The 24,503-nt window shown below is 71.0% G+C and carries 22 protein-coding genes and 1 tRNA gene; 7 read left to right on the forward strand and 16 right to left on the reverse strand.

The genetic code is table 11. The annotated features are described in order from the left end of the window. The first annotated feature begins 71 nt into the window (after positions 1-71). Complete coding sequence (locus HCU73_RS01145) at positions 72-839, forward strand: aspartate dehydrogenase (protein WP_168621570.1); 768 nt, start codon at positions 72-74, stop codon at positions 837-839. A 230-nt stretch (positions 840-1,069) separates the two neighbouring features. Here the strand turns inward: HCU73_RS01145 and HCU73_RS01150 are convergent, their stop codons facing one another. From HCU73_RS01150 to HCU73_RS01165, 4 genes are read right to left on the reverse strand one after another with little or no spacing between them, the layout of a single operon-like run. Next, positions 1,070-1,258, reverse strand: coding sequence for a DUF2783 domain-containing protein (locus HCU73_RS01150; RefSeq protein ID WP_210730445.1), 189 nt, complete (start codon positions 1,256-1,258; stop codon positions 1,070-1,072). Further along, positions 1,258-2,871: an FAD-dependent oxidoreductase gene (locus HCU73_RS01155; RefSeq protein ID WP_168621572.1), complete on the reverse strand. Its 1,614-nt coding sequence runs from the start codon at positions 2,869-2,871 to the stop codon at positions 1,258-1,260. The genes HCU73_RS01150 and HCU73_RS01155 overlap by 1 nt, the downstream gene beginning before the upstream one ends. Continuing rightward, positions 2,868-3,386, reverse strand: a complete 519-nt coding sequence (locus tag HCU73_RS01160; protein ID WP_168621573.1) for a DinB family protein — start codon at positions 3,384-3,386, stop codon at positions 2,868-2,870. Before HCU73_RS01160 ends, HCU73_RS01155 begins: the two co-directional genes overlap by 4 nt. Then, the gene (locus HCU73_RS01165; protein WP_168621574.1) at positions 3,383-4,330 is read right to left on the reverse strand and encodes an MBL fold metallo-hydrolase; all 948 of its coding nucleotides are present in this window, start codon (positions 4,328-4,330) and stop codon (positions 3,383-3,385) included. The genes HCU73_RS01160 and HCU73_RS01165 overlap by 4 nt, the downstream gene beginning before the upstream one ends. 137 nt (positions 4,331-4,467) lie before the next feature. Between HCU73_RS01165 and HCU73_RS01170 the strand changes: the two genes are divergently transcribed. From HCU73_RS01170 to HCU73_RS01185, 4 genes are all read left to right on the forward strand, one after another. Then, positions 4,468-5,352 (forward strand): NAD(P)-dependent oxidoreductase, encoded by an 885-nt coding sequence (locus HCU73_RS01170; protein WP_168621575.1) that lies wholly within the window; start codon positions 4,468-4,470, stop codon positions 5,350-5,352. A 26-nt stretch (positions 5,353-5,378) separates the two neighbouring features. Continuing rightward, complete coding sequence (mnmH, locus tag HCU73_RS01175; protein WP_168622329.1) at positions 5,379-6,404, forward strand: tRNA 2-selenouridine(34) synthase MnmH; 1,026 nt, start codon at positions 5,379-5,381, stop codon at positions 6,402-6,404. A 146-nt stretch (positions 6,405-6,550) separates the two neighbouring features. Beyond that, positions 6,551-9,685, forward strand: a complete 3,135-nt coding sequence (locus HCU73_RS01180) for a valine--tRNA ligase (protein ID WP_168621576.1) — start codon at positions 6,551-6,553, stop codon at positions 9,683-9,685. A 73-nt stretch (positions 9,686-9,758) separates the two neighbouring features. Further along, complete coding sequence (locus tag HCU73_RS01185) at positions 9,759-10,091, forward strand: DnaJ family domain-containing protein (protein ID WP_168621577.1); 333 nt, start codon at positions 9,759-9,761, stop codon at positions 10,089-10,091. A 123-nt stretch (positions 10,092-10,214) separates the two neighbouring features. Here HCU73_RS01185 and HCU73_RS01190 read toward each other — a convergent pair whose 3' ends face one another. The 9 genes from HCU73_RS01190 to HCU73_RS01230 form a co-directional block, all read right to left on the reverse strand. Beyond that, on the reverse strand, positions 10,215-10,628 hold the full coding sequence (locus HCU73_RS01190; protein WP_168621578.1) for a TadE/TadG family type IV pilus assembly protein: 414 nt from the start codon (positions 10,626-10,628) through the stop codon (positions 10,215-10,217). Position 10,629: 1 nt separating this feature from the next. Beyond that, positions 10,630-11,121 carry a TadE/TadG family type IV pilus assembly protein gene (locus tag HCU73_RS01195; RefSeq protein ID WP_168621579.1) on the reverse strand — a complete coding sequence of 164 codons (492 nt, stop codon included), beginning with the start codon at positions 11,119-11,121 and terminating at the stop codon, positions 10,630-10,632. Between the two features lies 1 nt (position 11,122). Beyond that, complete coding sequence (locus tag HCU73_RS01200; RefSeq protein WP_168621580.1) at positions 11,123-12,406, reverse strand: CpaE/TadZ family protein; 1,284 nt, start codon at positions 12,404-12,406, stop codon at positions 11,123-11,125. A gap of 26 nt (positions 12,407-12,432) precedes the next feature. Then, positions 12,433-13,623, reverse strand: coding sequence for a Flp pilus assembly protein CpaB (cpaB, locus tag HCU73_RS01205; RefSeq protein ID WP_168621581.1), 1,191 nt, complete (start codon positions 13,621-13,623; stop codon positions 12,433-12,435). A gap of 82 nt (positions 13,624-13,705) precedes the next feature. Next, positions 13,706-15,181 carry a pilus assembly protein TadG-related protein gene (locus HCU73_RS01210; RefSeq protein ID WP_168621582.1) on the reverse strand — a complete coding sequence of 492 codons (1,476 nt, stop codon included), beginning with the start codon at positions 15,179-15,181 and terminating at the stop codon, positions 13,706-13,708. 5 nt (positions 15,182-15,186) lie between these two features. Next, positions 15,187-16,107 (reverse strand): type II secretion system F family protein, encoded by a 921-nt coding sequence (locus HCU73_RS01215; RefSeq protein ID WP_168621583.1) that lies wholly within the window; start codon positions 16,105-16,107, stop codon positions 15,187-15,189. A 14-nt stretch (positions 16,108-16,121) separates the two neighbouring features. Further along, positions 16,122-17,087, reverse strand: a complete 966-nt coding sequence (locus HCU73_RS01220) for a type II secretion system F family protein (RefSeq protein WP_168621584.1) — start codon at positions 17,085-17,087, stop codon at positions 16,122-16,124. Continuing rightward, complete coding sequence (locus HCU73_RS01225; protein WP_168621585.1) at positions 17,084-18,481, reverse strand: ATPase, T2SS/T4P/T4SS family; 1,398 nt, start codon at positions 18,479-18,481, stop codon at positions 17,084-17,086. Before HCU73_RS01225 ends, HCU73_RS01220 begins: the two co-directional genes overlap by 4 nt. Positions 18,482-18,703: 222 nt before the next feature. Further along, positions 18,704-18,865 (reverse strand): Flp family type IVb pilin, encoded by a 162-nt coding sequence (locus HCU73_RS01230; RefSeq protein WP_168621586.1) that lies wholly within the window; start codon positions 18,863-18,865, stop codon positions 18,704-18,706. Between the two features lie 676 nt (positions 18,866-19,541). Here HCU73_RS01230 and HCU73_RS01235 point away from each other — a divergent pair. Continuing rightward, entirely contained in the window at positions 19,542-20,126 is a 585-nt protein-coding gene (locus HCU73_RS01235; RefSeq protein WP_168621587.1) for a hypothetical protein, read from the forward strand. Between the two features lie 134 nt (positions 20,127-20,260). On the opposite strand, the gene HCU73_RS01240 is transcribed toward HCU73_RS01235, so the two are convergent. Further along, a complete protein-coding gene (locus HCU73_RS01240; RefSeq protein ID WP_168621588.1) occupies positions 20,261-22,858 on the reverse strand; it encodes an ATP-binding protein in 2,598 nt (865 codons plus the stop codon). 2 nt (positions 22,859-22,860) lie between these two features. After that, positions 22,861-23,373, reverse strand: a complete 513-nt coding sequence (locus HCU73_RS01245; protein ID WP_168621589.1) for a putative pterin-binding protein — start codon at positions 23,371-23,373, stop codon at positions 22,861-22,863. 235 nt (positions 23,374-23,608) lie between these two features. On the opposite strand from HCU73_RS01245, the gene HCU73_RS01250 reads away from it, so the two are divergent. After that, the gene (locus HCU73_RS01250) at positions 23,609-24,220 is read left to right on the forward strand and encodes a response regulator transcription factor (protein ID WP_210730446.1); all 612 of its coding nucleotides are present in this window, start codon (positions 23,609-23,611) and stop codon (positions 24,218-24,220) included. A gap of 178 nt (positions 24,221-24,398) precedes the next feature. Here the strand turns inward: HCU73_RS01250 and HCU73_RS01255 are convergent. Next, positions 24,399-24,488, reverse strand: a tRNA-Ser gene (locus tag HCU73_RS01255). Positions 24,489-24,503: the final 15 nt, after the last annotated feature.

Consider the following 24,503-nt stretch of genomic DNA (forward strand, 5'->3'; position numbering starts at 1 on the left):
CTGTCCAAATGCTCACCCGCCCTGATACTGTCGCACGGGACGGGAATGGCAAGGCACGAGGGGGGCAAGACATGCGGGTGGCGGTGATCGGGGCGGGCAGCATCGGGCGCTGGGTGATCGCGGGATTGGCCCGCGATGGCATCGGCCCCGCGGCGGTGATCGTGCGGGGCGGTGCGCCCGAAGGCCAGCACGCCGTGCGCAGTGTCGCCGCGCTGCCCCCCGGCATCACGCTTCTGGTGGACTGCGCGGGCCATTCCGGCCTTGCTGCCCATGGCCCCGCCGCGCTGGCCGCCGGGATCGACGTGATCACCCTGTCACTCGGCGCGCTGGCCGACGACGGGCTGGCCCGCGCGCTGGCCGAGGCGGCCGAGGCCGGGGGCGCGCGGCTGCACCTCGCCAGCGGCGCCATCGGCGCGCTCGACGCGCTCAGGGCCGGGGCGGCGGGCGGGCTGCACCGGGTGTGCTACACCGGGCGCAAGCCGCCCTCGGGCTGGGCCGGGTCGCCCGCCGAGGCCGTGCTGGACCTGTCGTCGCTGACCGCGCCAGCGGTGCATTTCGAGGGCAGCGCGCGCGAGGCGGCGCTGCGGTATCCCAAGAACGCCAACGTGGCCGCCGCGGTGGCGCTGGCGGGCCTCGGCTTCGACGACACGCAGGCGCGGCTGGTGGCCGACCCGGGGGCCGCGGGGAACATCCACGAGATCGAGGCGGAGGGCGCGTTTGGATCGTTCCGATTCCAGATCACCGGCGCGTCCCTGCCCGAAAACCCGCGCAGTTCGGCGCTGGCCGCCATGAGCGCGCTGGCCGAGATCCGGCGGCTGCGGGCGCGGGTGACGACCTGACGGCGCGGCCCAGGCACCGTAGCCCGGGCCTTGGCCCGGGACGACGTCGGTCATGCCGGGCCAAGGCCCGGTCTACGGGTTGCCGCCACCGGAATCGCCGCGCGTAGACCGGGCTTCAGCCCGGGACACCGCCGCCGCGCCCCGGCCCAAGGCGCCCGCCCAGGCCATCGTCCGGCGTAGACCGGGCTTCAGCCCGGATCCCACCGCCGCCCCCCGATCCAAGCCCCGGGCTACCGCCTTGCCGCGGCCAGTGCTTCGCGGATGACATGCAGGTCGCCCACCTGGTTCATCAGGATCAGGATCAGCCGGGCGTTCAGCGCCTCGCTCTCCTCCCGCGTCAGGCCCTCGTGCGCCTCGATCAGCGCGGCATAGGCGTCGTCGGGCGCGGCGAGGTTCGGGTCGAGGGTCAGTTTTCCCATCACAGCCTCCCCATCGCGCGGTCCAGCGCGCGCGCTAGCTTCTCCGCGTCGCAGGCGGCCCAGCGGGCGGCGACGTGCTGGTCCGGCCGGATCAGGTAGAGCGCTCGCTCCGCCGTGCCGAGGTAGCGGTCGCGCAGGTGCGGGCTGGCCCCCGCGTCGAGGCGCAGCATCCGCAGCCCCTCGGGCCGGGTCGGCGGCGTCGCGCCCAGCACCAGCAGGGTGAACCCGTCCTCCTGCAGCTGGTCGAGCAGGTAGCCGCCCTCGGCCAGCGCGGCGTCGGGGCAGGGCGCCCCTGGCCGCGTCCGCGCGGGCCCGCCCGGCAGCGCGTCGGGCGTGTTCAGGGCCGAGCCGTCGTAGACCGCCGGCACCGACAGCCGGCCCGAGTTCACCATCGGGCGGGCAAAGGACGCGTGGGCGGCCAGCTGCAGCACCGCGTCGCGGAACACGCGGGACTGCGGCGTCTTGGGCGTGATGAAATCGGTCGAGCGGGTCGAGTTGCGGATGTTCTCGTCGGCGGCATGGATGCGCTCGGCATCGTAGCTGTCGAGCAGCCGCTCGGGCGCCTGCCCCTTGAGCACCGCGGCGAGCTTCCAGCCGAGGTTGTCGGCGTCCTGGATGCCGGAATTCGCCCCGCGCGCCCCGAAGGGCGACACCTGGTGCGCCGCGTCGCCCGCGAAGATCACGCGGCCGTGGCGGAACCGTTCCATCCGTCGGCACTGGAAGGTGTAGATCGAGGTCCAGTCCAGCTCGTACTCCACCCCCGGCCCCAGCATCTGATCGACGCGCTTGCGGATGCGCGCGGGGTCGAGTTCGGCCTTGCGGTCGATGTTCCAGCCCAGCTGGAAGTCGATGCGCCAGATGTCGTCGGGCTGCTTGTGCAGGAGCGCCGAGGCACCCGACTTGAACCAGGGTTCGAACCAGAACCAGCGCTCGGTCGGGAAATCGGCCTTCATCTTGACGTCGGCGATGAGGAAATTGTCCTCGAACACCCGCCCCTCGAACCCCAGCCCCATCATCTCGCGGATCGGGGACCGCGCCCCGTCGCAGGCGATGAGCCAGTCGGCCGTCAGGCTGTAGGGCCCGTCCGGCGTGTCGAGCCGCAGGGTGACGCCGTCTTCGCCCACCTCCAGCCCCGTCAGCCGGTTCCGGCCCCGGATCTCGATGGGCGCGCCCTGCGCCTTCGCCCGGTCCACCGCTTCCACCAGGAACCGCTCGAACCAGGGCTGCTGCAGGTTCACGAAGGCGGGGTAGCGGTGGCCGTCTTCTGGTAGAAGATCGAAACTGAACACCTCGTCCCGGTCGTGGAACACCCGGCCCCGGTTCCAGACCACGCCCTTGTCCACCACCTGCCGCCCGCAGCCCAGCCGGTCGGCGATTTCCAGCGTGCGCTTGGCGAAACAGATCGCGCGGGAGCCGAGGCCGACCCCCTCGTGGTCGTCCAGCACCACCACCGGCACGCCGCGGAGCGCAAGGTCGAGGCCCGTCGCCACCCCGATCGGCCCGCCGCCGACGATGGCGACGGGGTGATGCGCGGGCTGGCCCGCGTCCTGGTCGGCGGAGCGGGCGTAGGGATAGAGGCGGAAGGCGAGGGGGTAGCGGTCCTGGTAGGTCATCGCAGGTACTCCTCGGCGGTGGGGGCGCGTCCGAAGGCGGGAAAGAACTCGTCGAGCGGCGGGGGCGGCACGGCGGTGCCCGACAGCATGGCGTGGGCCTGGCCGCGATGGTGGACCTGGTGCTGGAACAGGTGCAGGAGCACGTCCTCCACCGTCTCGGTCGCGGGGCCGCCGCGCCAGTCGACGGAGACGGTGGCGTCGGGCGGGACGCCCCGGTCGCAGTAGGCGACGAGGCGGGCGTCGGCCGCGGCCTGCAGGTCGCGGAGGGCATGGGCGGTTTCCGGCTCGGTTTCTTCCGAGAAGATCGCGCGCCCCCGCCCGCCGCGCTCCAGCGCGTCGAGGTAGAACAGGTCCACCAGCCAGACATGCCCGAGCGTCAGCCGCAGCGACGGGAAGAAGCCGGTGCGCGGCGCGTCGAATGCCGCCTGCGGCAGCTGGCAGACGGCACCCAGAAGCGTCGCGTTGGCCCAGGCGTTGTTGCGGGCCATGCGGGAAAAGAGCGTGCGCCCGCTCATCCCTGCAGCGCCGCCCACATCTCGGCGTCGCGCTGGGCGGTCCAGATGCGGGGATGGTCGAGGCCCCGCGCCTCGTCGTAGGCGCGGGCGATGTTGAAGGGCAGGCAGTGCTCGTAGATCGCGAAATCGCCGAACTTGGGGTCGCAGACGGCGCGGGCGGCGGCCATCGCCTCCTTCAGCGAACCGCCCCTGGCGGCCACGCGGGCCACGGGTTCGTAGGTCGAGGCCACGAAATCCCGCGTGCTGGCGATGGCCTTGCCCACCGTCTCGCCCACCAGCGCGTCGCCGCGGCCGGGTGCGATGGCGCGGGGACGGAACCCAGCGATGACGTCCAGCGTATCGCCCCAGTCGGCGAAATGCCCGTCGCCGCAGTAGCAGGCCGAGTGGTATTCCACGATGTCGCCCGTGAACATCACCTCGGCATCCGGCACCCAGATCGCGGCGTCGCCCGCCGTGTGGGCACGCCCCGGCGTGAAGATGTCGACGCGGCGGTTGCCCAGATAGACCGTCATCGAGTCGGAAAAGGTCGTGGTCGGCCAGGTCAGGCCGGGGATTTCCTCGTGCCCCTGGAACAGCCGCGGAAACCGGGCGAATTCGCTGTCCCAGTCCTCCTGCCCGCGTTCCACGACCATCGACCGCGCCACGTCCGACATGATGACCTGCCCCGCGCCATAGGCCGAGGCGCCCAGCACGCGGACGGCGTGGTAATGCGTCAGGACGAGGTGGGAAATCGGCTTGTCCGTCACCGACCGCACGCAGTCGATCACCTTGCGGGCAAGGCGCGGGGTGGCCTGCGCCTCGACGATCATCACGCTGTCGTCGCCGATGATGACGCCCGAATTCGGGTCGCCCTCGGCGGTGAAGGCATAGAGTCCCTCGCCGATCTCGGTGAAGCTGATGGTCTTTTCGGTCAGGTCGCCCGCCGATGCGAAGGCCTTGGCCATGGTCTCCTCCCTCTGCTCGGGCGGCAGGTTAGTGCAGATGCAACGACCCGTCGATAGGGGGGCCGGTGCTCTGGACACCGGGGCCGCGGCTGCTAGGGTCTCGCGCGGTTCGGGACACGCGACGAAAGGGGCGGACGATGGCGAAACTGGCATTCCTGGGGCTCGGGGTGATGGGCTACCCGATGGCGGCGCACCTGCTGCGCGCGGGCCATGAGGTGACGGTCTACAACCGCACCGCGGCCAAGGCCGGGGCCTGGGTGGCGCAGCACGGCGGCGCCTGGGCCGCGACGCCGCGGGAGGCGGCCGAGGGCTGCGATTTCGTGATGTCCTGCGTCGGCAACGACGACGACCTGCGCTCGGTCTACACCGGGCTGGACGGGGCGCTGGCGGGGATGAAGGCGGGCGCCATCGTGGTCGACCACACCACGGTGTCCGCGACGGTCACGCGCGAGCTGGCGGCCGCGGCGGCGGACAAAAGCATCGGCTGGGTCGATGCGCCGGTGTCGGGCGGGCAGGCGGGGGCCGAGAACGGGCAGCTCGCCATCATGTGCGGCGGCGACGCGGGGCAGTTCGCGGCGGCCGAGCCGGTGATCGCGGCCTATTCCAAGGCGACCGTGCATTTCGGTGACGTGGGCGCGGGGCAGCTGACCAAGATGGTCAACCAGATCTGCATCGCCGGGCTGGTGCAGGCGATGTCCGAGGGGCTGTTCTTCGCGATGAAGGCGGGGCTTGACCCCAAGAAGGTGGCCGACCTGGTCAGCCAGGGCGCGGGCGGGTCGTGGCAGCTCAAGAACCGGGCGGGCACGATGGTGGACAACCACTTCACCCATGGCTTCGCGGTCGACTGGATGCGCAAGGACCTCGGCATCGCGCTGGGGCAGGCCAAGGAGATCGGCGTCTCGCTGCCCGTCACCGCCATCGTCGACCAGTTCTATGCCGACGTGCAGCAGCTGGGCGGCGGGCGCTGGGATACCTCCAGCCTGATCCAGCGGTTCCGCGCCATGAACGGGGATCCGCTCTGAGCCTCTCCAGTTTCCGTTTCACCGACCTGACGGCGCTCCGCGCGGCCGGCTTCGACGCGATCATCGACGTGCGCAGCCCCTCGGAATACGCCGAGGACCGGCTGCCCGGCGCGGTGTCGATGCCGGTGCTGTCCGACGCCGAGCGCGCCGAGGTCGGCACGATCTACGTGCAGCAAAGCCCGTTCCTCGCCCGCAAGATCGGCGCGGCGCTGGTCGCGCGCAACGCGGCGCGGCACATCGAGGAGCGGCTGATGGACCTCGACGGCGGCTGGCGGCCGCTGGTCTACTGCTGGCGCGGCGGGCAACGGTCGAATTCCTTTGCCTCGATCCTGAGCCAGATCGGCTGGCGCGTCGCGGTGCTGGAGGGCGGCTACCGGGAATGGCGGCGGCACGTGGTGACGCGGCTCTACGAAGGCGCGCTGCCCCTGCGGGTCGTGCGGCTGGATGGCTTCACCGGCACCGCCAAGACCGAGGTTCTGAAGCGCGTCGGCGCGATGGGCGGGCAGATGGTGGACCTCGAGGGGCTGGCGCGGCACCGCGGGTCGATCCTGGGCGACATCGAGGGGGAACAGCCGGCGCAGAAGGGCTTCGAGAGCGCGCTGGTCGCGGCGCTGGAGGGGCTGGACCCTGGCCGCCCCCTGCTGGTCGAGGCGGAATCGGCCCGCATCGGCGCGCTGCGCCTGCCGCCCGCGCTGTGGGTGGCGATGCGGGACGCGCCGCGGATCGTGCTGGAGGCCCCGGTGGACGCACGGGCGCGCTACCTCGCCGGGGTCTATGCCGAGCTGGTGGCCGATGCCGAGGGGCTGGCGCGGCGGCTGAACGGGCTGCGCGCGCTGGCGGGGAACGCCACGGTGGACGGCTGGCTGGAGATGCTGGCGGCAGGGCAGGCCGAGGCGCTGGCGCAGGGTCTGATCGAGGCGCATTACGACCCGGCCTACGGGCGGCTGCGGCGCGAGGACGAGAGCCCCGTGATGGCAAAGGTCGATGCCGGCGACCTGTCCGACGCGGCGCTGGATGGCGCGGCTCGGGAGGTCCTCAACGTGCTTGGCTGAAGAAGCGGCGGAATTCTTGAGAATTCCGCGCGTGAAAACTCGAGTTTTCCCGCGTCTTTCAGCGCTCCGAAACCGCGCCCCCCTTTCCCTTGGCCCCCCCATTCGGTAACTGACACCCCGACCGCAAACCGAGAGGCGTGGACCAGATGGACAAGAGCTTCAACGCCGCCGAGGCCGAACCCCGCATCTACGCGGACTGGGAGGCCAGGGGCTGCTTCAAGGCCGGTGCGAACGCGAAACCGGGGGCCGAGCCCTATTCCATCATGATCCCGCCGCCGAATGTCACCGGCGTGCTGCACGTGGGCCATGCCTTCAACAACACCCTGCAGGACGTGCTGACCCGCTGGCACCGGATGCGCGGCTTCGACACGCTGTGGCAGCCGGGCACCGACCACGCGGGCATCGCCACCCAGATGGTGGTGGAGCGCGAGCTGGCCAAACAGGGCAAATCCCGCCGCGACATGACGCGCGAGGAATTCCTGTCCCATGTCTGGGCGTGGAAGGCGAAATCGGGCGGCACGATCCGGCAGCAGCTCAAGCGTCTGGGCGCGTCGTGTGACTGGAGCCGGGAGGCCTTCACCATGTCGGGCGCACCGGGCGCCCCGGCGGGCGAGGAGGGGAATTTCCACGACGCCGTCATCAAGGTCTTCGTGGACATGTACGAGAAGGGGTTCATCTACCGCGGCAAGCGGCTGGTGAACTGGGATCCGCATTTCGAGACGGCGATCTCGGACCTCGAGGTCGAGAACGTCGACACCGCGGGCCACATGTGGCACTTCAAGTACCCGCTCGCCGGCGGCGCGACCTACGAATATGTCGAGAAGGACGCCGACGGGAACGTGACGCTCCGCGAGACGCGGGATTACATCTCCATCGCCACGACGCGCCCCGAGACGATGCTGGGCGACGGCGCCGTGGCCGTGCACCCCTCGGACGAGCGCTACGCGCCCATCGTCGGGATGCTCTGCGAGATCCCGGTGGGGCCCAAGGAACACCGCCGCCTGATCCCGATCATCACCGACGAATACCCCGACCCCACCTTCGGCTCGGGCGCGGTCAAGATCACCGGCGCGCATGACTTCAACGACTACGGCGTGGCCAAGCGCGGCGGCATCCCCTGCTACCGGCTGATGGACACCAAGGCCCACCTGCGCGCCGACGGGCTGCCCTACGCCGAGGCCGCCGCCATCGCGCAGGAGGTGGCGCAGGGCCAGCGCACCCTGACCGAGACCGAGGCCGATGCCCTGAACCTCGTGCCCGACCACCTGCGCGGCCTCGACCGTTACGAGGCGCGCAAGCTGGTGGTGGAGGAGATCACCGCCGAGGGGCTGGCCGTGATGACGCGGGCCGACGACCCGCGGCTGGGCAAGGATGCGGTGAAGCCGGGGGCCGAGGGCGCCGACGCGCCGGTGCCGCTGGTCGAGGCCAAGACCATCACCCAGCCCTACGGCGACCGGTCCAAGGTGGTGATCGAGCCGATGCTGACCGACCAGTGGTTCGTCGACACCGCCAAGATCGTCAGCCCCGCGCTCGACGCCGTCCGTGACGGGCGCACCCAGATCATGCCCGAGCAGCACCGCAAGGTGTATTTCCACTGGCTCGAGAACATCGAGCCCTGGACCATCTCGCGCCAGCTGTGGTGGGGCCACCAGATCCCGGTCTGGTACGGCTTCGACCTGGGCGCGCACGGCTTCCGCGACGACGAGGGCGACGGGGAACTGGACGCGGTGGAGCTTGCCCGGATCCTGTCGGCGCAGACGCTGCTGAAGGGCGACGAGCGGCATCATTCCGCCGCGGGCTTCGACGCGGTGAAGGAGCAGTTCGCCGACGTGCTGGCCGGGCTGCCGGTGCCGCTGAACCACGCCCGCGTGGTCGAGGTGGCCGACCGGGCCGAGGCCGCGCATATGTTCGCCGAAAGCCTCGCGCAGTACGCCGCGACGGGCGACCTGACGCGGCTGGTCTATCCCGTGTGGCGCGACCCCGACGTGCTCGACACCTGGTTCTCCTCGGGCCTCTGGCCGATCGGGACGCTGGGCTGGCCCGAGCAGACGCCGGAGCTGCAACGCTACTTCCCGACCTCGACGCTGGTGTCGGGCTTCGACATCATCTTCTTCTGGGTCGCCCGGATGATGATGATGCAGCTGGCCGTCGTCGGCGACGTGCCGTTCCGCGATGTCTACGTCCACGCCCTCGTCCGCGACGAGAAGGGGCGCAAGATGTCGAAGTCCATCGGCAACGTGCTCGACCCGCTGGAGCTGATCGACGAGTTCGGCGCCGACGCGCTGCGGTTCACCCTGACCTCCATGGCCGCCATGGGCCGCGACCTCAAGCTGTCCAAGGACCGGATCGCGGGCTACCGCAACTTCGGCACCAAGCTGTGGAACGCCGCCCGTTTCGCCGAGATGAACGAGTGCAGGCCGGTGGCGGGGTTCGACCCGGCCTCCGTCACCCAGACGGTGAACACGTGGATCGTGGGCGAGACCGCGCGGGCGCGCATGGCCCATGACGAGGCGCTGTCGGCCTACCGCTTCAACGACGCGGCGAACGGGCTTTATGCCTTCGTCTGGGGCAAGGTCTGCGACTGGTATCTCGAATTCGCCAAGCCGCTGTTCGCGTCCGGCGACGACGCCGTGATCGCGGAAACCCGCGCGACGATGGCCTGGGTGATCGACCAGTGCCTGATCCTGCTGCACCCCACCATGCCCTTCATCACCGAGGAGCTGTGGGGCGCCATCGCGGCCCGCGACACCATGCTGGTCCACGCCGACTGGCCGGCCTACGGGGCCGAGCTGATCGAGCCCGAGGCCGACCGCGAGATGGGCTGGGTCATCGGGCTGATCGAGGAAATCCGCTCGGTCCGGGCGCAGATGCATGTGCCGGCGGGCCTCAAGGTGCAGCTGCTGCAGGTGGAGCTGGACGCGCGTGGCCAGGCCGCCTTCGACCGCAACGCGGCGATGATCGAGCGGCTGGCGCGGCTGTCCGAGGTCAGCCGCGTGGCCGAGATGCCCAAGGGCGCGGTCACGGTCGCGGTGGAGGGGGGCGTGTTCGGCCTGCCCATCGCCGGGCTGATCGACGTGGCCGAGGAAAAGGCGCGGCTGGAAAAGTCGCTGGAGAAGCTCGGCAAGGAGATCGGCGGCCTGAAGGGGCGGCTCGGCAACCCGAACTTCGTGGCGAGCGCGCCCGAGGAGGTCGTGGAGGAGGCCCGCGAGAACCTCGCCGCGCGCGAGGACGAGGCGGGCAAGCTGCGCGCCGCGCTGGAGCGGCTGGCGGCGATCGGGTAAGGCGCGAGGCCGCGGGTTTCGCGGGGCCGGGAACCTCGGGATTTCCGGCGCCGCCCGTGGTAGGCTGCGCCCCATGTCCAGCTGGTTCGACCGCCTCGCCGAACGTCGCATGCTCAAGGCCAGGGCCGAGGGGAAACTCTCGGGCCTTCCGGGAGAGGGCAAGCCGCTGCCGCAGCACCCCGAGGCCGCCCTGGTCGACCCGGGCGAGGCCGTCGGCTTTCGCATCATGGCGGAACACGGAGCCCTCCCCGAGGAAATCGTGCTGAGAAAGCAGCTGGCCGAGGCCAAGGCCGCCTATGCCGCCGCGACCGGCGCCGAGGACAGGCGCAGCGCAATGGCGCGCATCGCCGAGCTCGACATGAAGCTGTCCATCGCCACGGAGGCCCGCCGCCGTTTTCTGCGATGACCCGGCCTGCCCCGAAGCACCGGGGCCGCGCACGGAGGCGATCGGGGGTCGCGGCGGACCCGGGGGTGCCGCGGATCGACACGCCGGCCGCTGCCCGCGCCGCTTGCCCGGCGGTCCTGCCGCTCAGGGGTCGGTGCAGAACCCGCTCAGGTCGCGCGTCGCCGACACGGTGACGGTGCTGTCGCCGTAGATCGGCACGATCAGGTCGAAGGTGTAGTCCAGGCTCAGCACGTGGCCGTTCGCCCCCGATGCCGGAACGATCGTCAGGGCCTGCCCGATCACGCCGAAGCCGTTGCCGCGCAGGACGGCCTCGGCGTCCTGCGACAGGGCGCAGTCGTCCGACAGGATCGAGAACCGCGCGGCCTGGTCGCCCAGCACCTCGACCGCGTTGCCGTAGTAGATCGCCCGCCCGAACTCGAACACGCCGAAGACCAGCAGGATCAGACAGCCGAAGACGAGGGCAAACTCGACCGCGACCGCGCCGCCGGTATCGCGGAGGAAGCTGCCGGACGCGGCCCGAGGGGAAACCCGCGCCATGCTACCGCGCCCAGGCCGGGAACTCGACCCGGATGGTCGCGCCGAGCATCCCCAGCCCGGACTGGACGGCCGAGGGCAACAGCACCCCGTCGTAGCCGAGCGACAGCGAGATCGTGTAGGCGCCGAAAACGGCGTCGGGCTCGCAGGTCGCGGTGCAGCTGACCGCCTGCGCCGGCGCGTCGGGGCAAAAGCAGCTTTCCGCCACCGAGAGCGTCTCGAGCGTGACGCGGGCCCCGTCCTGACCGGCGAAGGCCGCCTGCATCGCGTCCTCGACGGTCGTCCGGGTCGAGTCCGGCTGGATGGCGGCGAAGATCCCGGCCCGGAGGGTGTGCTCCATCACGATCCTCTCGCGCAGGAGGAAGCCGAGGTCGAAGGCGAGCACGAAGACCGGCACGAGCATGGCCGCGAACAGCCCGAACTCGACCGCCACGCTGCCCTCGCTGCCGCCGCCGAACCGGCCCAGCGCCCGGCCCATCGCACGCACCCGCCTCATGTCACCACCAGTGCCTCAGCTTCTCGGCAAGGCGCAGGTGCAGCGGCAGGGCCTTGCCATAGGCGAGGCCGCCGTTGATCCGCCCGGCGATGGCGATCAGCGCCTGGGCCGAGGCGCAGCCCTCCTTCAGCTGGACGATGCTGCTGCCGGAAAACTGCGCCCGGGTGAACAGGTCGGCATCGGCGGGAACCTTGAACACCTGCGCGGGTTCGAGACCGAGGACATCCATGAAGGCCCGGTCGGGGACGGTGTTGCCCCGGTGCATCCCGCACTTGTTGAGCACCAGCGTCACGTCGCGGCTGGCGCCGAGGACGCTGCGCAGGCTTTCGAAGGCCTTCTGCGCGCTGAGCAGGCACCCGAGCGTCGGTTCGGCGGAGATCACCACGTGATCGGCCTGGGCCAGCGTCTTGCGCGTGCGGGAATCCCAGACCGAGGGCATGTCGAAGAACAGGTGGCGGCCCCGCTTGTCGGCCAGGTTGATGACCGACTTGAGCGCCGGCGCCGCGAGGTGGGGGGAATTCTCGAAGCTCGGCTCGACCAGCAGGAGTTTCAGCCGCTCGTTCACGCTGACGAAGAGGCGCTCCATCAGGACGTCGTCGATCGGGCTGCGGCGCCTGACGACATCGGTGAGGGTGTAGGAGTCGAACTCGTCGAAGTTCAGCGCCACCGTGCCGTTCTGCTGGTCGAGATCGGCCAGGATGACCTCGGAGTCCGAGAACCGCGACACCGCGACGGCGGTGTTCTGGGCGATGCTGGACGAGCCGACGCCGCCGCGCACGCCGAGAAAGGCGGTCAGGCGGCCCTGCCGCACCTCGCCGATGTCGGCGGAGACCGACCTGATCGCCTCGACCACGTCCTGTTCGCTGAAGGGCGGAAACAGGAACTCGCTGACGCCGAGCTTGAACACGTCCCGCATGAGGCGCGGGTCGGGACGATCCTGTGCGTTCATCAGGATGACGCGGGTGCGCTGGTCGAGCACCAGCGACAGTTCGGTCAACCGATCGACCAGCGCCTCGGGCGAGAGGTCGACCTCGATCAGCAGGATGTCCGGGGCGTTGTCCTCGATGAACTGCTGCGAGATGTGGTTGAGGCGGCGGCGCTGGTAGCGCCAGGTCATGCGACCGCAGGCCGGGTGCTTCTGCGCGTCCCGGAGCAGGTCGATCAGGCTGTCGGTCATCGCCATCGCGAGGACCTCGAAGGGGGGCAACCGCACGCCGTTCCAGCGGCGCGCCATGCGCGCCATCTCGGTCTCGATGCCGCTGGTCGTGGTGGTGGTGTCCGTCATGTCAGGGCTCCGTGGGGATATCGGGGTCAGAGTTCGCCGGCGCGGCGGACCCGCACCTGGACGGCGGGCGCCGGCAGCGGCTGCACGTGGTACCGGGGGTCGGCCTCGCTGTCCGAGCGCAGGCTGATCGAGACCTGCCCGCGCTGCAGCGCGGTCGTGACGGCCTCCACCCCGGCCGGGTCCAGTTCCAGCGTGATGCGGTCGGACGGGGACGGCTGGTCCGACCCGGCGGGGTCGGGCCCGGCCGCGGGACCGATCACGCGGGCGTTGGAGACCAGCGCCCGGCTCGACGGCCACAGCTCGTCGCCCGGAGCGGGTGTGAAGATGATGTCGACCCGGTCGCCGGGCCGGACCTGGCCCGATGCGGCCAGATCGACGCCCGCCAGGACGAAGCCGCGCCAGCCCGAGGCGATGTCGCCCGCCAGGTCGCGGGGCGGTGCCGGCGGGGTCGGGGCGCCGGCCTCTCCGGGGTCGCGCAGCAGAAGCGTCAGCGCGCCGACCTGGGTGGCCGCCAGCACCTCGGTGGCGTCGCGCACCGACAGGGCGAGCACCACGTTGCGCACCGCGTCGCCGGGCCCGGGGGCGAGCCCCGTGTCCGCCTCGGGGTCGATGGCGAGGATCCGGGCGTCGGTCACGAGGATCCGGCTGACCGCCACGTCCGCGTCATCGGGGACGTAGACGTGCACGAGGTCGACGTGGTCGCCGGGCTGCAGGACGGACCCGAGCGGCCGGACGACCTCGACCGGCACCGAGACGGGGCGCATCCCCGCGCCGATCTGGCGGAGCGCGGTGTTGAGGGCGACCGTGTCCTCGACCGGCCGCGGCGCCTCGAAGGCGGCCGCCAGCACGGGGTCGCCCGCGGCCAGGTCGAAGCGGGCGACGAGGCCCGCGAGGTCGAGGGCGGCGTCGGGCTCGTCTTCGCGGAGGATGAAGCCCGACAGCAGCAACTCGGCCGGCCAGTCGATCCAGTCGAAATCCTGCGGCCGGAGCTCGGCGCCCTCGGCGATGTCGCGGGCCACCGCGAGCACCTCGGCGAGCTCGACCACCGGTTCGACGGCGGCCTCGGGCTCCGGGGGCGCGTCGACGGGGGCGGGCGCGGCGGCGGGCACGTCAACGGCCGCCGTTTCCGGCGCCGAGGTGGCCGGGCCCTGCATCACGAGCAGGAGCGCCCCGCCCCCGGACACCAGCGCGATCACAAGAAGTATCGTTCGGATCATGGTCAGTCTTTCCACATCATCATGAGGCTGGTCCGCGCGGGGCGGGCCGGGTCCGGGCTTCGGGGGGCGGAGGTCGCGGGGGTCATTGGACGATCACCACGCCGGTGTCGTCGTCGGTGCCCGCCGTGTCGCCGCAGGTGCCGAGTTGCGCGCAGAGCCGCAGGCGGTCCTCGTCGGTGCAGTCGATCTCCATCTCGCTGCGGCCGCCGAAGTCGAACCGCTCGGCCACGAAGATGTAGCAGCCCCGCCCCAGCGACCCGCGCCCGTCGATGTCGACCTCGTAGCCCGGCAGGAACACGATCCCGTCGAGGTCGGTCGACGAGAACCCCGCCTCCAGCAGGTCGTCGTCGTCATCGTCGTCGTCGTCGCCCTGGCGCGGCTGCGAGAACAGGACCAGCCCCGCCCACGGGCCCGGCCCTAGGCCGGTGCCGAAGCGCAGATCGGCGTTCCGGTGGAACTGGAGCTCGGCCCCGTTGATCAGGATGAAGGCCGCGCCGTCCTGCACGATCATGGTGGCGTTGTTGGCGATCTCGAAATCGCCGCCGTCGATGACGTAGAGCCCCGGCGTGAACACGTAGGTGCCCCGATCCAGGTCCAGCCCCCGGCGGAACCGGCGCACGGCCAGGCCGCTGGAATGGGTGCGCGTCGGGGTGATGGGTTCGCCGTCGGACTCGCGCCGCGACAGCGGGTCGTCGGGCAGGTCGTCGAGCCCGAGCAGGGGTTGCAGGTTCGCCAGCGCCGGGGCGAGCGGTTCGGTCTCGGTGTTTTCGCGGATGACCGCGCAATCGGTGCCGGGGGGGCCGAGGTTCAGGTCGCGTTCGACGCTGTTGGGAACGTCGGCCTCGCCGCGGGTGGTGATGCAGGCGGCCCGGATGTCGGTGTCGCCGTCGAACTCGATCGAGTCGTCGCTGTCGGAGTCGACCTGGATCCGGCATTCCGGCGCGTCGATCTCGGTGCGGCCGCCGGTCTCGAGGCCGGTGCCCCGGGTCGCGAGCGCATGGAGGCAGACCAGCTCGGGGCCGCCGTCGCCGTTGCCCGGGCCGCCGACCGCGTTGCTGGAGACAAGCGAGACGGTGCTGCTGCCCCGCGGGCTGACCGACAGGCCGGGCTGCGCGTCGGCGGCGCTGCCCGGGCGCGGCGCAAGGGCGCCGAGCAGGAACAGCGGGAGCGAGCGGTCGATCTGCACCCGCAGCTGGTCGCCCTGCGGGCAGCTGATCGTGATCGCGGTGCGGTCCGGCGGCAGACCGCTTTCGGTGGCGACGCGGCGGGCCGTGTCCTCGAGCGACTGCCAGGCCGCGGCGTCGTGCTGCAGCGCGGCGCAGTCGAACCCGCGCCGCGCCGCGTTGATGCCGACGGAAAAGGCCGCGGCGTCGGCGACGTTCTGCACCCGCCGCTGTTCCGACAGCCAGTAGCCCGTCTCGGTGGCCAGCGCGAGGCCGGCGATCACCACCGGAAAGGCGAGGACGACAAGGACCGACACGGCCGCCGCCTCGTCCCGGCGCCACGCCGCGAGGTGCCGGGCCAGGGCCGGACGGAAGATGGAGGAACGCCCGCTCATGCCCGCTACCCCGAGAAGTTGATGAAGGCGGGGGCGATGATCACCGCGAACAGCGCCGGCAGGAAAAACACGATCATCGGCACGGTCAGGCGCGGCGGCAGCGCGGCCGCCTTCTTTTCCGCCTCGCTGAAGCGGCGCGCGCGGTTCTCGCGGGCGAGCATCTGGAGCGTGCCGGCGATGGACGCGCCGTATTTCTGCGACTGGATCAGCGCCGTCACCACCTCGCGCACGGCGGGCAGGCCGGTGCGGTCGGCGAGGTTCTCGAGCGCGGCGCGCCGGCTCTGGAGGTAGTTCAGTTCGGACACGGTGAGCACGAACTCGTCCGCGATGTCGGGCGCCGAGGGCCGCATCTCGCGCGCCACCTTGGTCAGCGCCGCCTCCAGCCCCATGCCCGAGCGCATGCACATGTGCAGCAGGTCCAGCGCGTCGGGCCAGTTGCGCCGGATGCGCATCTGCCGGCGCAGGATGGTGTTCGTCAGCCAGACATCCGGCATCCAGTAGCCCAGCACGGCGGCGACCACGCCGACCCCTGCCGCCTGCCAGCGGCCGACCCCGTAAAGCGCCTCGACGAAGAGCGACGCGGCGACCGCGAACAGGATCGGCGACAGGATCTTGGACAGGATGAACAGGTTGACCCGGCCCTGCGGAAGCCCCGCGCTCCGCAGCCGGCGGAGGATGTGGACCCGGCGGTCGAAGGTCTGGCCGGACAGGTCGACGAGACGGAGCAGCGACCAGAGCAGGCCGTCGATGGGCCGCCGGACCGACACGCTGCGCTCCTCCGAGGGGCGCCGGCCCTTCACGTGCATGCGGATCACGCGTTGCCCCCTGATCCGCGCCGCGACGCGCGGCATCAGCACCACCAGGATGGAGGCGATCAGCGAGACGCCGGTGAGGACGATGCCAAGGGTGGATGTGTCGATCGTCATGCGCGCGCCCCCTCTCAGATCTCGAAATTGATCATGGCGCGCATCACGAGGATGCCGACGAGCGCCCAGGTCAGCGCGCCGAGCGCCACCAGGTTGCCCAGCGGCGTCGTCAGCAGCAGGCCGATGTACTCGGGGCTGGTGAAGGCCATGACCGCGCTGACGATGACGGGCAGCGACCCGATGATCGCGGCCGAGGACCGGGCCTCGCGGCTCATGATCGACACCTTCTCGCGCAGCTCGCGCCGGCTGCGCATCGTCTCGGCTGCCGATTGCAGCGTGTCGGCCACGGCGCCGCCGGATTCCGCCTGCAGGCCCAGCACGACCGCGAAGAACTGGATGTCGGCGATCGGCATCCGCGGGACCATGCGCTGCATCGCGTCCGAGAAGCGGATGCCGAGCGCCAGCTCGTCGATCAGCGTCCGGAATTCCCGCGCGACGACCGGATGCGCCTCGGACGCGACGACCCTCATGCTTTCGATCAGCGGCATCCCGGTGCGGATGCCGCGCACCATGATGTCGATCGCGGCCGGGAACTCGGCCTCCATGATGGTGGTGCGCTTGCGGATCGCCCGCACCGCGACGAGGTAGGACGCCCCCGCCACCAGCAGCGCGCTGGCGGCATAGGCCACCCAGCCCAGCGGGTTCAGCAGCGACAGGCCGTAGCCCAGGGCGATGGCCAGGATCGCGCGGGTGCGGAGGTAGCCGGTCACGCTGCCGCGATAGCCGGCGGCGACCAGGAAATCCCCGAACCCCTTGGCGAACGCCGAGCGCGGCCGCCACGTCGCCCGCAGGGCCTGCGCCGGGCCGTCCGCCGGGCGCGCGCCCGACCGCGCCCGCGCGGCGCGCGAGGCCTTGAGCACCGTCTCCAGCCGGCGGGTGGACTTGCGGCGGTCGGCCCGCCAGCTCAGCGCGAGCGAGACCATCGCGGCGGCGAACACGAGGAGGAGGATCACGGCGGGATCGGTCAGGCGGGCCATCATGCGGGACGATCCCCGTGCGGCGGCGGGGCGCCGGCCCCGGAGAGATCGGCAAGCAGGCGGGCGAGGCGCGCGCCCTCGCCGAAGTAGCGGGCCCTCGCGGCGAAGTCCTGCGTCGGCGGGTTGACCAGCCGGTAGCGCCCGCCCGGCTTCGCGGCCGCCCGCGGGTCGTCCGCGGCCGTCTCGAAGCGGAGGATGGGCCGGAGGCGGATCCCGCCGTCCTCGCCCACCTCGACCTCGGTGATGCGGGTCACCTTGCGCGCGCCGTCGCGCAGGCGTTCGACCTGCACGAGGATGTCGACGGCAGAGGCGAACATCGCCCGGATCACGTCGGGCTGGAGCGAGGGGTAGCCCATGGTGATCAGCGAGGTCATGCGGGTCACCGCCTCCTCGGGCGAGTTGGCGTGCAGCGTGCCCATCGAGCCGTTGTGCCCGGTGTTCATGGCCTGCATCAGGTCGAAGGCCTCGGGCCCGCGCACCTCGCCCACGATGATGCGGTCGGGCCGCATCCGCAGCGCGTTGCGCACCAGGTCGCGCATGGTGATCTCGCCCTGACCCTCGATGTTGGGCGGCCGGGTTTCCATGCGCACGACATGCGGCTGTTCGAGCTGCAATTCGGCGGTGTCCTCGCAGGTCACGATCCGTTCCGAGCCGCTGACCTGCGCGCCCAGCATGTTGAGCAGCGTCGTCTTGCCCGACCCGGTGCCGCCGACGACCATCACGTTGAACCGCGCCGCCGCGATGACCCGCAAGAGGTCGGCCCCGGCGGCGGGAAGGGCGCCGCGGGCCTTCATCTCGTCGAGGGTGATGCGCTCGCGGCGGAAGCGGCGGATCGTCAGCACGGGGCCGTCCAGCGCGATCGGCGGCAGCACGACGTTGACGCGCGAGCCGTCCTGCAGGCGGGCGTCGCAGATCGGGCTGGCCTCGTCGACGCGGCGGCCGACCAGGTTCACGATGCGCTGGCACACGTTCAGGAGCTGTTCGTCGTCCTCGAACTGCACCGCGCTCCGGGCCAGCAGGCCGTCGCGCTCGACGTAGATCGGGCGCCGGCCGTTCACCATGATCTCCGAGATCTCGGGATCGGTCAGGAGGCGTTCGAGCGGGCCATAGCCCAGCATGTCGTCGGCGATGTCGTCTAGCAGCGCGCGCTCCTCGGAGGCCGAGACCTGCATCCGGTCGCCGGTGATGACCTCGCTGATCAGCCGCGCCAGCAGCGCGCGGCCCTGTTCGACGTCGAGCCGCAGCAGCTCGCTGGGGTCCAGAAGCTCGATCAGCCGCGAGAAGATCGCCGCCTTCGCTTCCCGGAACCGCGCGTCGATCGTGCCGGATGCCTCACCCGCGCCGCCGGCGATGAGGAACGGGGTCGCCCCCTCTGCAAAGCGATCCGGCGCCGGCACGACGGCGGACCTGTCACCCGATACGGGCGTACTTCTTTTCTTGCCGAACACAGGACTATCCCGTCGTTGGTAGTACCTCGCCCCCGTCTAGACCCAGTGTTTTTCCATGCGTCGGTATCCGCACCCGCGATCCAATGCCCCGATCACAGGCGCGCGCGTCGAAGGTCGGCGTCCGGGCGGGCGGGCCGCGATGCGTGCCCCCGCCCGGACGCGCCCCGGTCGTTACAGGGCGTCGGCGACGGCCTGGAACTGGGTCACCAGGTCGGTGCCGACCGTGCCCAGGACAGTGACGATCGCCACGGCGATGCCGGCCGCGATCAGGCCGTACTCGATCGCGGTCGCGCCGCTTTCGTTGCCCAGGAAGCTTTTGAGTGCGTTCATCATGTTCGTGTACCCTTTAAAGGTTGCGTTGAGTTGCTTAGCGATGTGCCACGTCAGCCCCCGCAACGTCGCAAGGGCAGACTACCGAACCACGGCGCGGCGACCTTGCTGCCTTGGATGGATCCGCCGCTCCGAAAGACGCGGTCCTATCGAACGGGGAGTTCACGATCTCGAAAGTGGGCCGCCCGAAAAAACGCCCTGTCGCGGGAAAGGATCCTTGGTGTCCATGTCCCGCATCTTTCGGCACCCGCGATTGGCGGAACGGCCGACCGCAAGCCTTGCAAACCGCCACGATTCGGCCCGCCGCGGGACGTGACCGGCGCGGCACGGCCGCGGCCTTCCGGGCCTCGGGTCGGTTGTTTTCATGGCGATCATCGCCGCAGGGCGCCGTGGTCGGCGGGCCGTGACGGTCGCCCGGGCCGCCCCTGCGCCCCGGGCCGACGCCCCGGCGCGGCGGCCCTGTCCCGCACGATCGGGTTCGTCGGTATCTTTCGGCACGCGCCAAGCCCGACCGATACGTAGGCGTTTGCCCCGCGCCTGGGGTTTAATTCGCAGCCAGCGTAGCAGGTTCTTCGGCGCCTTCGGTCAGCCGATCCGATCCTTTCGGACATGTCACCAGTCACACCCGCCGCCGAAACCGATCGGTTGACAGATCTCATCCGCAGCGAAGGGCCCGTCCATGGAACACGCCTTCTCGATCCTCGATGCCAGGCTTCCGCATTGCCATCTTTTCATCGTGTCGGAGCCGGGCTGTCCGGTGCGGCACCACGCCGACAGGCTGAGGGCGCACATGGCGGGCGTCTGGACCGTCCCGTCGCTTGCCCTGGCCGGCGCGATGGCCGCGCCGCTCGGGGAGCAGGCGATCGCCCTCGTCAGCGCCGACATGTTTGCCGACCCGGATCACGCCCTGCCGCTCCTGGCCGGGTTTCGCGCGGCCAATCCCGCCCTGCGCATGGTCGTCGCGTCGCAACGCTTCGACCGGCACGGGTTCGACGGCGGGTGCAGCCATGCCGATGCCCTGCTGCGTCTCCCGGCCGGGCCCGTCGGGGTGACCCTCGCGCTCGGCGCGGCGATGACCAATCATGCCCGGGCGCTGGTCGAGGACCGGGCGGCGCAGGCTGCCGTCGCGGCGCAGGGCAAGGCCGAGGCCGCCTGTGCGCCCGATGCGCGCCGTCGGCTTCGCGGGGGGCGCGCAACCATAGAACCCCGGCTGCAACTTTCGTGTCGTTGCCTGAAAACCGGCCGCGCCGTAGGTGTTTCGTGAATGCCTGACCAATGCATTCACCCCGCCTGCTGGGCATCCGATCTGCCATATGGCAGTTACTCCAGGAATCGGATGCCCAGCACCTTTTTCAGCCGTTGCACCGGCACGCCCTGACGCCGGGCCCCGCCGCGGTGTCAGGCCGCCGTCAGCCGCGACAACGCCGCCTCGACCCGGTCGGCCAGGACCGAGATCCGGCCCAGCAGCTCGGGCGATACCCCCGCAGGACCGTCCGTCGCCGCCCGCTCCAGCGCCTGGAGCGCCTGGCCGAGGTCGGACAGGCCCATCATCAGCGCGGCGCCTGCCGCGGCATGGGCGGCCTCGGCGGTGGAGTCGGCCCCGGATGTTCCCTGCGCGACCGCGTCACGGGCGCCTGCGACGATGCTTGCGGCCAGGGCCAGCCCGACCTCCTGCCCGGTCAGGTCGAAGGCCTCGGACAGCGTCTCGACAAGGTCGTCCGGCGCATCGGTCGCCGCCCCCGGCGCGGCGTCGCGCGCCGCCAGGTGCGCCTCCAGCTCGCGCAGGCCGAAGGGCTTGGTCAGGACCGACGACATGCCCGACGCCCGGAAATCCTCGGTCTCGATCACGTCGACCTGGGCCGTGATCCCCACGATGAGGGCCTCGCGCGAGGCGCCGCCGGCGCGGATCAGCCGCGTCGCCGCGAACCCGTTCATCCCGGGCATCCGCAGGTCCATCAGGATCAGGCCGAAGCCCTCGGACCGGGCCAGCGCGACCGCGTCCTCGCCCGAGTGGCGGCACTGCACCGCGTAGCCCAGCCGTTCCAGCATCCGGGACACGAGGCAGGCGTTGACGTCGTTGTCGTCGACCACGAGGGCCGCCATCGACCCCGCCGACCGGGCAGGGGGGGCGACGGCCGGCTGCGGGCGGGGCCCGGCGCGCCCGTCGTCTTCGGGCCGGTCCGCCGCGCCGTCGCCCACGACCAGCGGCACGACGAAGCGGAAGGTGGCCCCGGCGCCCGGCGTGCTCTCGACCTCGATGCGGCCGGCCATGCGGGCGAGATCCTGCCGGACGATGGCCAGGCCCAGCCCGAAGCCGGGATTGGCCGCCGTTAAGGCCGTCGCCTCGGCCTGCTCGAAGGGGGCGAAGATGCGGTCGCGGTCCTCCGGCGCGATGCCGGGCCCGGTGTCCGACACCGCGGTGACCAGTTCGGCCTGTCCCGGCGCGACCCCGCGCCGGAGGTCGAGCCGGACCCGCACGCGCCCGCCATCGGTGAACTTGACGGCATTGCCGACCAGGTTGAACACCGTCCGCGCATAGGCCTTGGGATTGCCAAGCAGCCTCGGCCGCCCGTCGAAGCCGAGGCTGTCCATGCCGAGCGCGGTCTGCTTGCCCTGCGCCAGCGGCCCCATCTCCTCGAGGATCGAGCGCACGACGGCGACCGGGTCGATCTCGGTCGGGGCCTGGGGCCCGTCCTCGCTGCGGATCGCATCGAGCGCGTAGTCGATCTGGTCGAGGGCCCGCTCGCTGCACTTGCGCGCCGTGGCCAGCAGATCGCGCGCCTCGTCATCCAGCCGGTCCGCCGCCAGCAGGTCGAGCGACGCGACCACGCCATGCAGCGGTGTCCGCATCTCGTGGCTCATGGTCGAGAGAAAGCGGCTCCTGGCCTCCGCGTGCTTGCGGGCCTCGCGCAGCGCAAGCCGCAGCTTTTCCTCGACCGCGAGCCGGGCCGAGATGTCGCGGACGAAGACAAAGACGCGCGGCTCGCCCTCGGTCGTCTCCTCGACCCGCAGGGCGACGAGGGTGTCGATCACCGCGCCATCGGCGCGTCGCCCCTTGAACCGCACCGGCCCCAGCCCCGCGCCTTCGCCCGCCTCGCGCGCGGCGAGGATCGCGCGCATCCCCCGCCGGTAGTGGCGCAGGCGGTGCTCCGGCACCACGGTCTCCTCGAGCAGCCGCCCCTCGAGCCCGCCCTCGTCGTAGCGGAAGATCGTCCGGGCCGCGGGATTGCTCAGCAGGATGCGCCCGCTGCGGTCGCAGACCAGGACGCCCTCCTGCGCCCCTTCAAATGCCTTGTTCACCAGCGCCTGGGCGCGCTGGGTCTCGCGGGCCTGCCGCTGCATCATGCGCATGAGCCGCAACGCAAGCGCCGCCGACATGAGCGTCAGGCCGAGCAGAAAGACCGACTCGATCAGGAACCACCGGAACAGCCCCCGTTCGCGGATCCGGGCATCCTCGGCGCGCGCCACCAGCGCCTGCAGGGCCCCCACCGAGAGCAGGCGGATGCCCTGCTCCATCTGCGTGGCGATCCGGTAGACGTCGCCAAGGGTGCCGGCATCGGCCGGGACCGCCGCGTCGATCCGGCGCGCGATGTCGTCGCGTTGCGCGGTGAGAACGGCGAGGTCGGTCTCGAAGGTCGCCGTCAGGTCGATCTGCCGCAGGGTGGCCACGAAGGCCCGGATGCGGCTGTAGAAGATGTCGAACTGGAGCCGCATCTCCGCATCCCGGGTCGCCACGAGGCCGGGATCCTCCGCCTCGAGCGCCTGCTGCGCATCGCGGACCGCGATCACGAAGCCCTGGTAGTCGACCTCGAGCTGCGAGACGTTCCACGCCCTGTTGTCGCCCTGGGCCTCGCGCACGTCCCGCAGATTGCGATCGAACAGCCAGACGCTGGCGGCCAACGCGATCACGTTGAACAGCAAGAACGCCAGCAGCAGGTAGGCGATGGCGGGGCGGCCCGGCATCGACCCGAACACGCCGGCTTCGGACCTGGCCACGGTCAGAGGGCCTCGATGCGCCGCAACTGCCAGACACTGACGGCGAACACGGATTCCGACCGGAAGCGCGCGTCGGAGTCATAGGGAAAGACCAGCCAGAGCGGCCCCTTGTCCCGGACGCTGAAGGGCTGTCCGTCGATGCGGTTGGCGATGATCGGCGCCGCCGCCTCGATCCGGTCGGTCTCGATCTCGACCGAGTAATCGTTGAGGGCCGTCAGCCTGAGCCGCCGGACGTCCGCGGCAAGCCCCGCCGCCCGCAGCACCTCGGCCAGCGGCGGCCCGGAGAACTCGACCTCGCCCTCGGTCCAGATGGTCGTCGTGGTGAAGGTCTCCGTGGCCATCGCGGTCAGGTCCGCGTCGGAGAAATCCACGCCCGCGGCCCCCGGTGACGGGATCACGGTCAGGATGGTGCCGGGCTGCTGGGCCACGAGGCGGCGGCCGGGCACGACGGCACAGCCGGCCGCGACCAGGCCGATCAGAAGGCTTCGACGGGTGGGCAAACGGAGGTCATGCATACCGATATCCGCTGACACAGTTCCTCTGTTTCTTGAACATATCTAACGGGCATTCCAGATGTCTTTGGATATTTGGCGTGCAACTCTGTATGTTCGCACGACTTGGCCCCGTTTGTGCCTTTCCGGCGTCCAATTCCCGCGTAGATCGGGCGGTAGTGAAGCAGCCCGGCACGGCCGTCGGGCGCAGGCCCCGCATCAGGCGGCCGCCATCGATACGCGAATTGGGTAAGATTACATGCAAGGTGCACAGTCCAGGATCAAGCTGATCATCGCCGACGACCACGTGCTGCTCGGCCAGGCCGTGGCCGCCACGCTGAAATCCGAGGACCATTACGACGTCGCCGTGGCCAAGTCCCTGCCCGAGCTGCTGGCGGCCCTGAAGGAGACGTCGTTCGACATCGTGATGCTCGACCTCAAGATGCCGGGCATGGTCGGCCTGCCGTCGGTCAAGCAGGTGTGCGAGGCGACGGGCGACGGCAATGTCGTCCTGTTCACCGGGCAGGTGGACCGGCGCTTCGTCGCGGACTGCCAGGCGATCGGCGTGACCGGCCATATTCCCAAGGACCTGCCGCTCCGGTCGCTGGACAGCGCGCTGCAGCTGATCCATTCGGGCCAGCCCTTCCTGCCGATCATGGCAAGCCCCGACCCGGCGGCGGCCGATCTGACCGACCGGGAGCTGCACATCCTGCGGCTGGCCGCGGACGGAATGACGAACAAGGAGATCGCGCGCGACATCGCCGTCTCGGAGGTGTCGATCAAGATGCACATGCGCAACATCTGCCGCAAGCTGGGCGCCCGCAACCGCGCCCACGCCGCGATCATCGGACGCGAACTCCTGCTGATCTGACCGCATCTCCGGGGAGGCCCCCGTCACCGCGCCGCCGTCCTTGACCGACCCGACAGGGGGCGATCTCGACCGCCGGACGCGGAGACCCGACGGGCCCGAGGCGTGTTCGCCTGATCCGGGCAGACAACGGACCACCGGGGCCGGGGCCGCATCGGGGGGGATGTTGCAGGGGGAGGGGTGGCGGAGACGAAGGGATTCGAACCCTCGAGACGGTTTCCCGTCTGCACCCTTAGCAGGGGTGTGCCTTCGACCACTCGGCCACGTCTCCGCCGTTCCGTCTAAT

The organism is Roseicyclus persicicus (assembly GCF_012395815.1).
Lineage (GTDB): Bacteria > Pseudomonadota > Alphaproteobacteria > Rhodobacterales > Rhodobacteraceae > Roseicyclus > Roseicyclus persicicus.

Coding starts and splice junctions, on each gene's coding strand:
- HCU73_RS01165 (WP_168621574.1), bottom strand. CDS start 4,330: ATGGCCAAGGCCTTCGCATCGGCGGGCGACCTGACCGAAAAGACCATC.
- HCU73_RS01195 (WP_168621579.1), bottom strand. CDS start 11,121: ATGAGGCGGGTGCGTGCGATGGGCCGGGCGCTGGGCCGGTTCGGCGGC.
- HCU73_RS01155 (WP_168621572.1), bottom strand. CDS start 2,871: ATGACCTACCAGGACCGCTACCCCCTCGCCTTCCGCCTCTATCCCTAC.
- HCU73_RS01150 (WP_210730445.1), bottom strand. CDS start 1,258: ATGGGAAAACTGACCCTCGACCCGAACCTCGCCGCGCCCGACGACGCC.
- HCU73_RS01145 (WP_168621570.1), top strand. CDS start 72: ATGCGGGTGGCGGTGATCGGGGCGGGCAGCATCGGGCGCTGGGTGATC.
- HCU73_RS01215 (WP_168621583.1), bottom strand. CDS start 16,107: ATGACGATCGACACATCCACCCTTGGCATCGTCCTCACCGGCGTCTCG.
- HCU73_RS01210 (WP_168621582.1), bottom strand. CDS start 15,181: ATGAGCGGGCGTTCCTCCATCTTCCGTCCGGCCCTGGCCCGGCACCTC.
- HCU73_RS01185 (WP_168621577.1), top strand. CDS start 9,759: ATGTCCAGCTGGTTCGACCGCCTCGCCGAACGTCGCATGCTCAAGGCC.
- HCU73_RS01235 (WP_168621587.1), top strand. CDS start 19,542: ATGGAACACGCCTTCTCGATCCTCGATGCCAGGCTTCCGCATTGCCAT.
- cpaB (WP_168621581.1), bottom strand. CDS start 13,623: ATGATCCGAACGATACTTCTTGTGATCGCGCTGGTGTCCGGGGGCGGG.
- HCU73_RS01200 (WP_168621580.1), bottom strand. CDS start 12,406: ATGACGGACACCACCACCACGACCAGCGGCATCGAGACCGAGATGGCG.
- HCU73_RS01220 (WP_168621584.1), bottom strand. CDS start 17,087: ATGATGGCCCGCCTGACCGATCCCGCCGTGATCCTCCTCCTCGTGTTC.
- HCU73_RS01230 (WP_168621586.1), bottom strand. CDS start 18,865: ATGATGAACGCACTCAAAAGCTTCCTGGGCAACGAAAGCGGCGCGACC.
- HCU73_RS01190 (WP_168621578.1), bottom strand. CDS start 10,628: ATGGCGCGGGTTTCCCCTCGGGCCGCGTCCGGCAGCTTCCTCCGCGAT.
- HCU73_RS01160 (WP_168621573.1), bottom strand. CDS start 3,386: ATGAGCGGGCGCACGCTCTTTTCCCGCATGGCCCGCAACAACGCCTGG.
- HCU73_RS01180 (WP_168621576.1), top strand. CDS start 6,551: ATGGACAAGAGCTTCAACGCCGCCGAGGCCGAACCCCGCATCTACGCG.
- HCU73_RS01245 (WP_168621589.1), bottom strand. CDS start 23,373: ATGCATGACCTCCGTTTGCCCACCCGTCGAAGCCTTCTGATCGGCCTG.
- HCU73_RS01250 (WP_210730446.1), top strand. CDS start 23,609: ATGCAAGGTGCACAGTCCAGGATCAAGCTGATCATCGCCGACGACCAC.
- HCU73_RS01170 (WP_168621575.1), top strand. CDS start 4,468: ATGGCGAAACTGGCATTCCTGGGGCTCGGGGTGATGGGCTACCCGATG.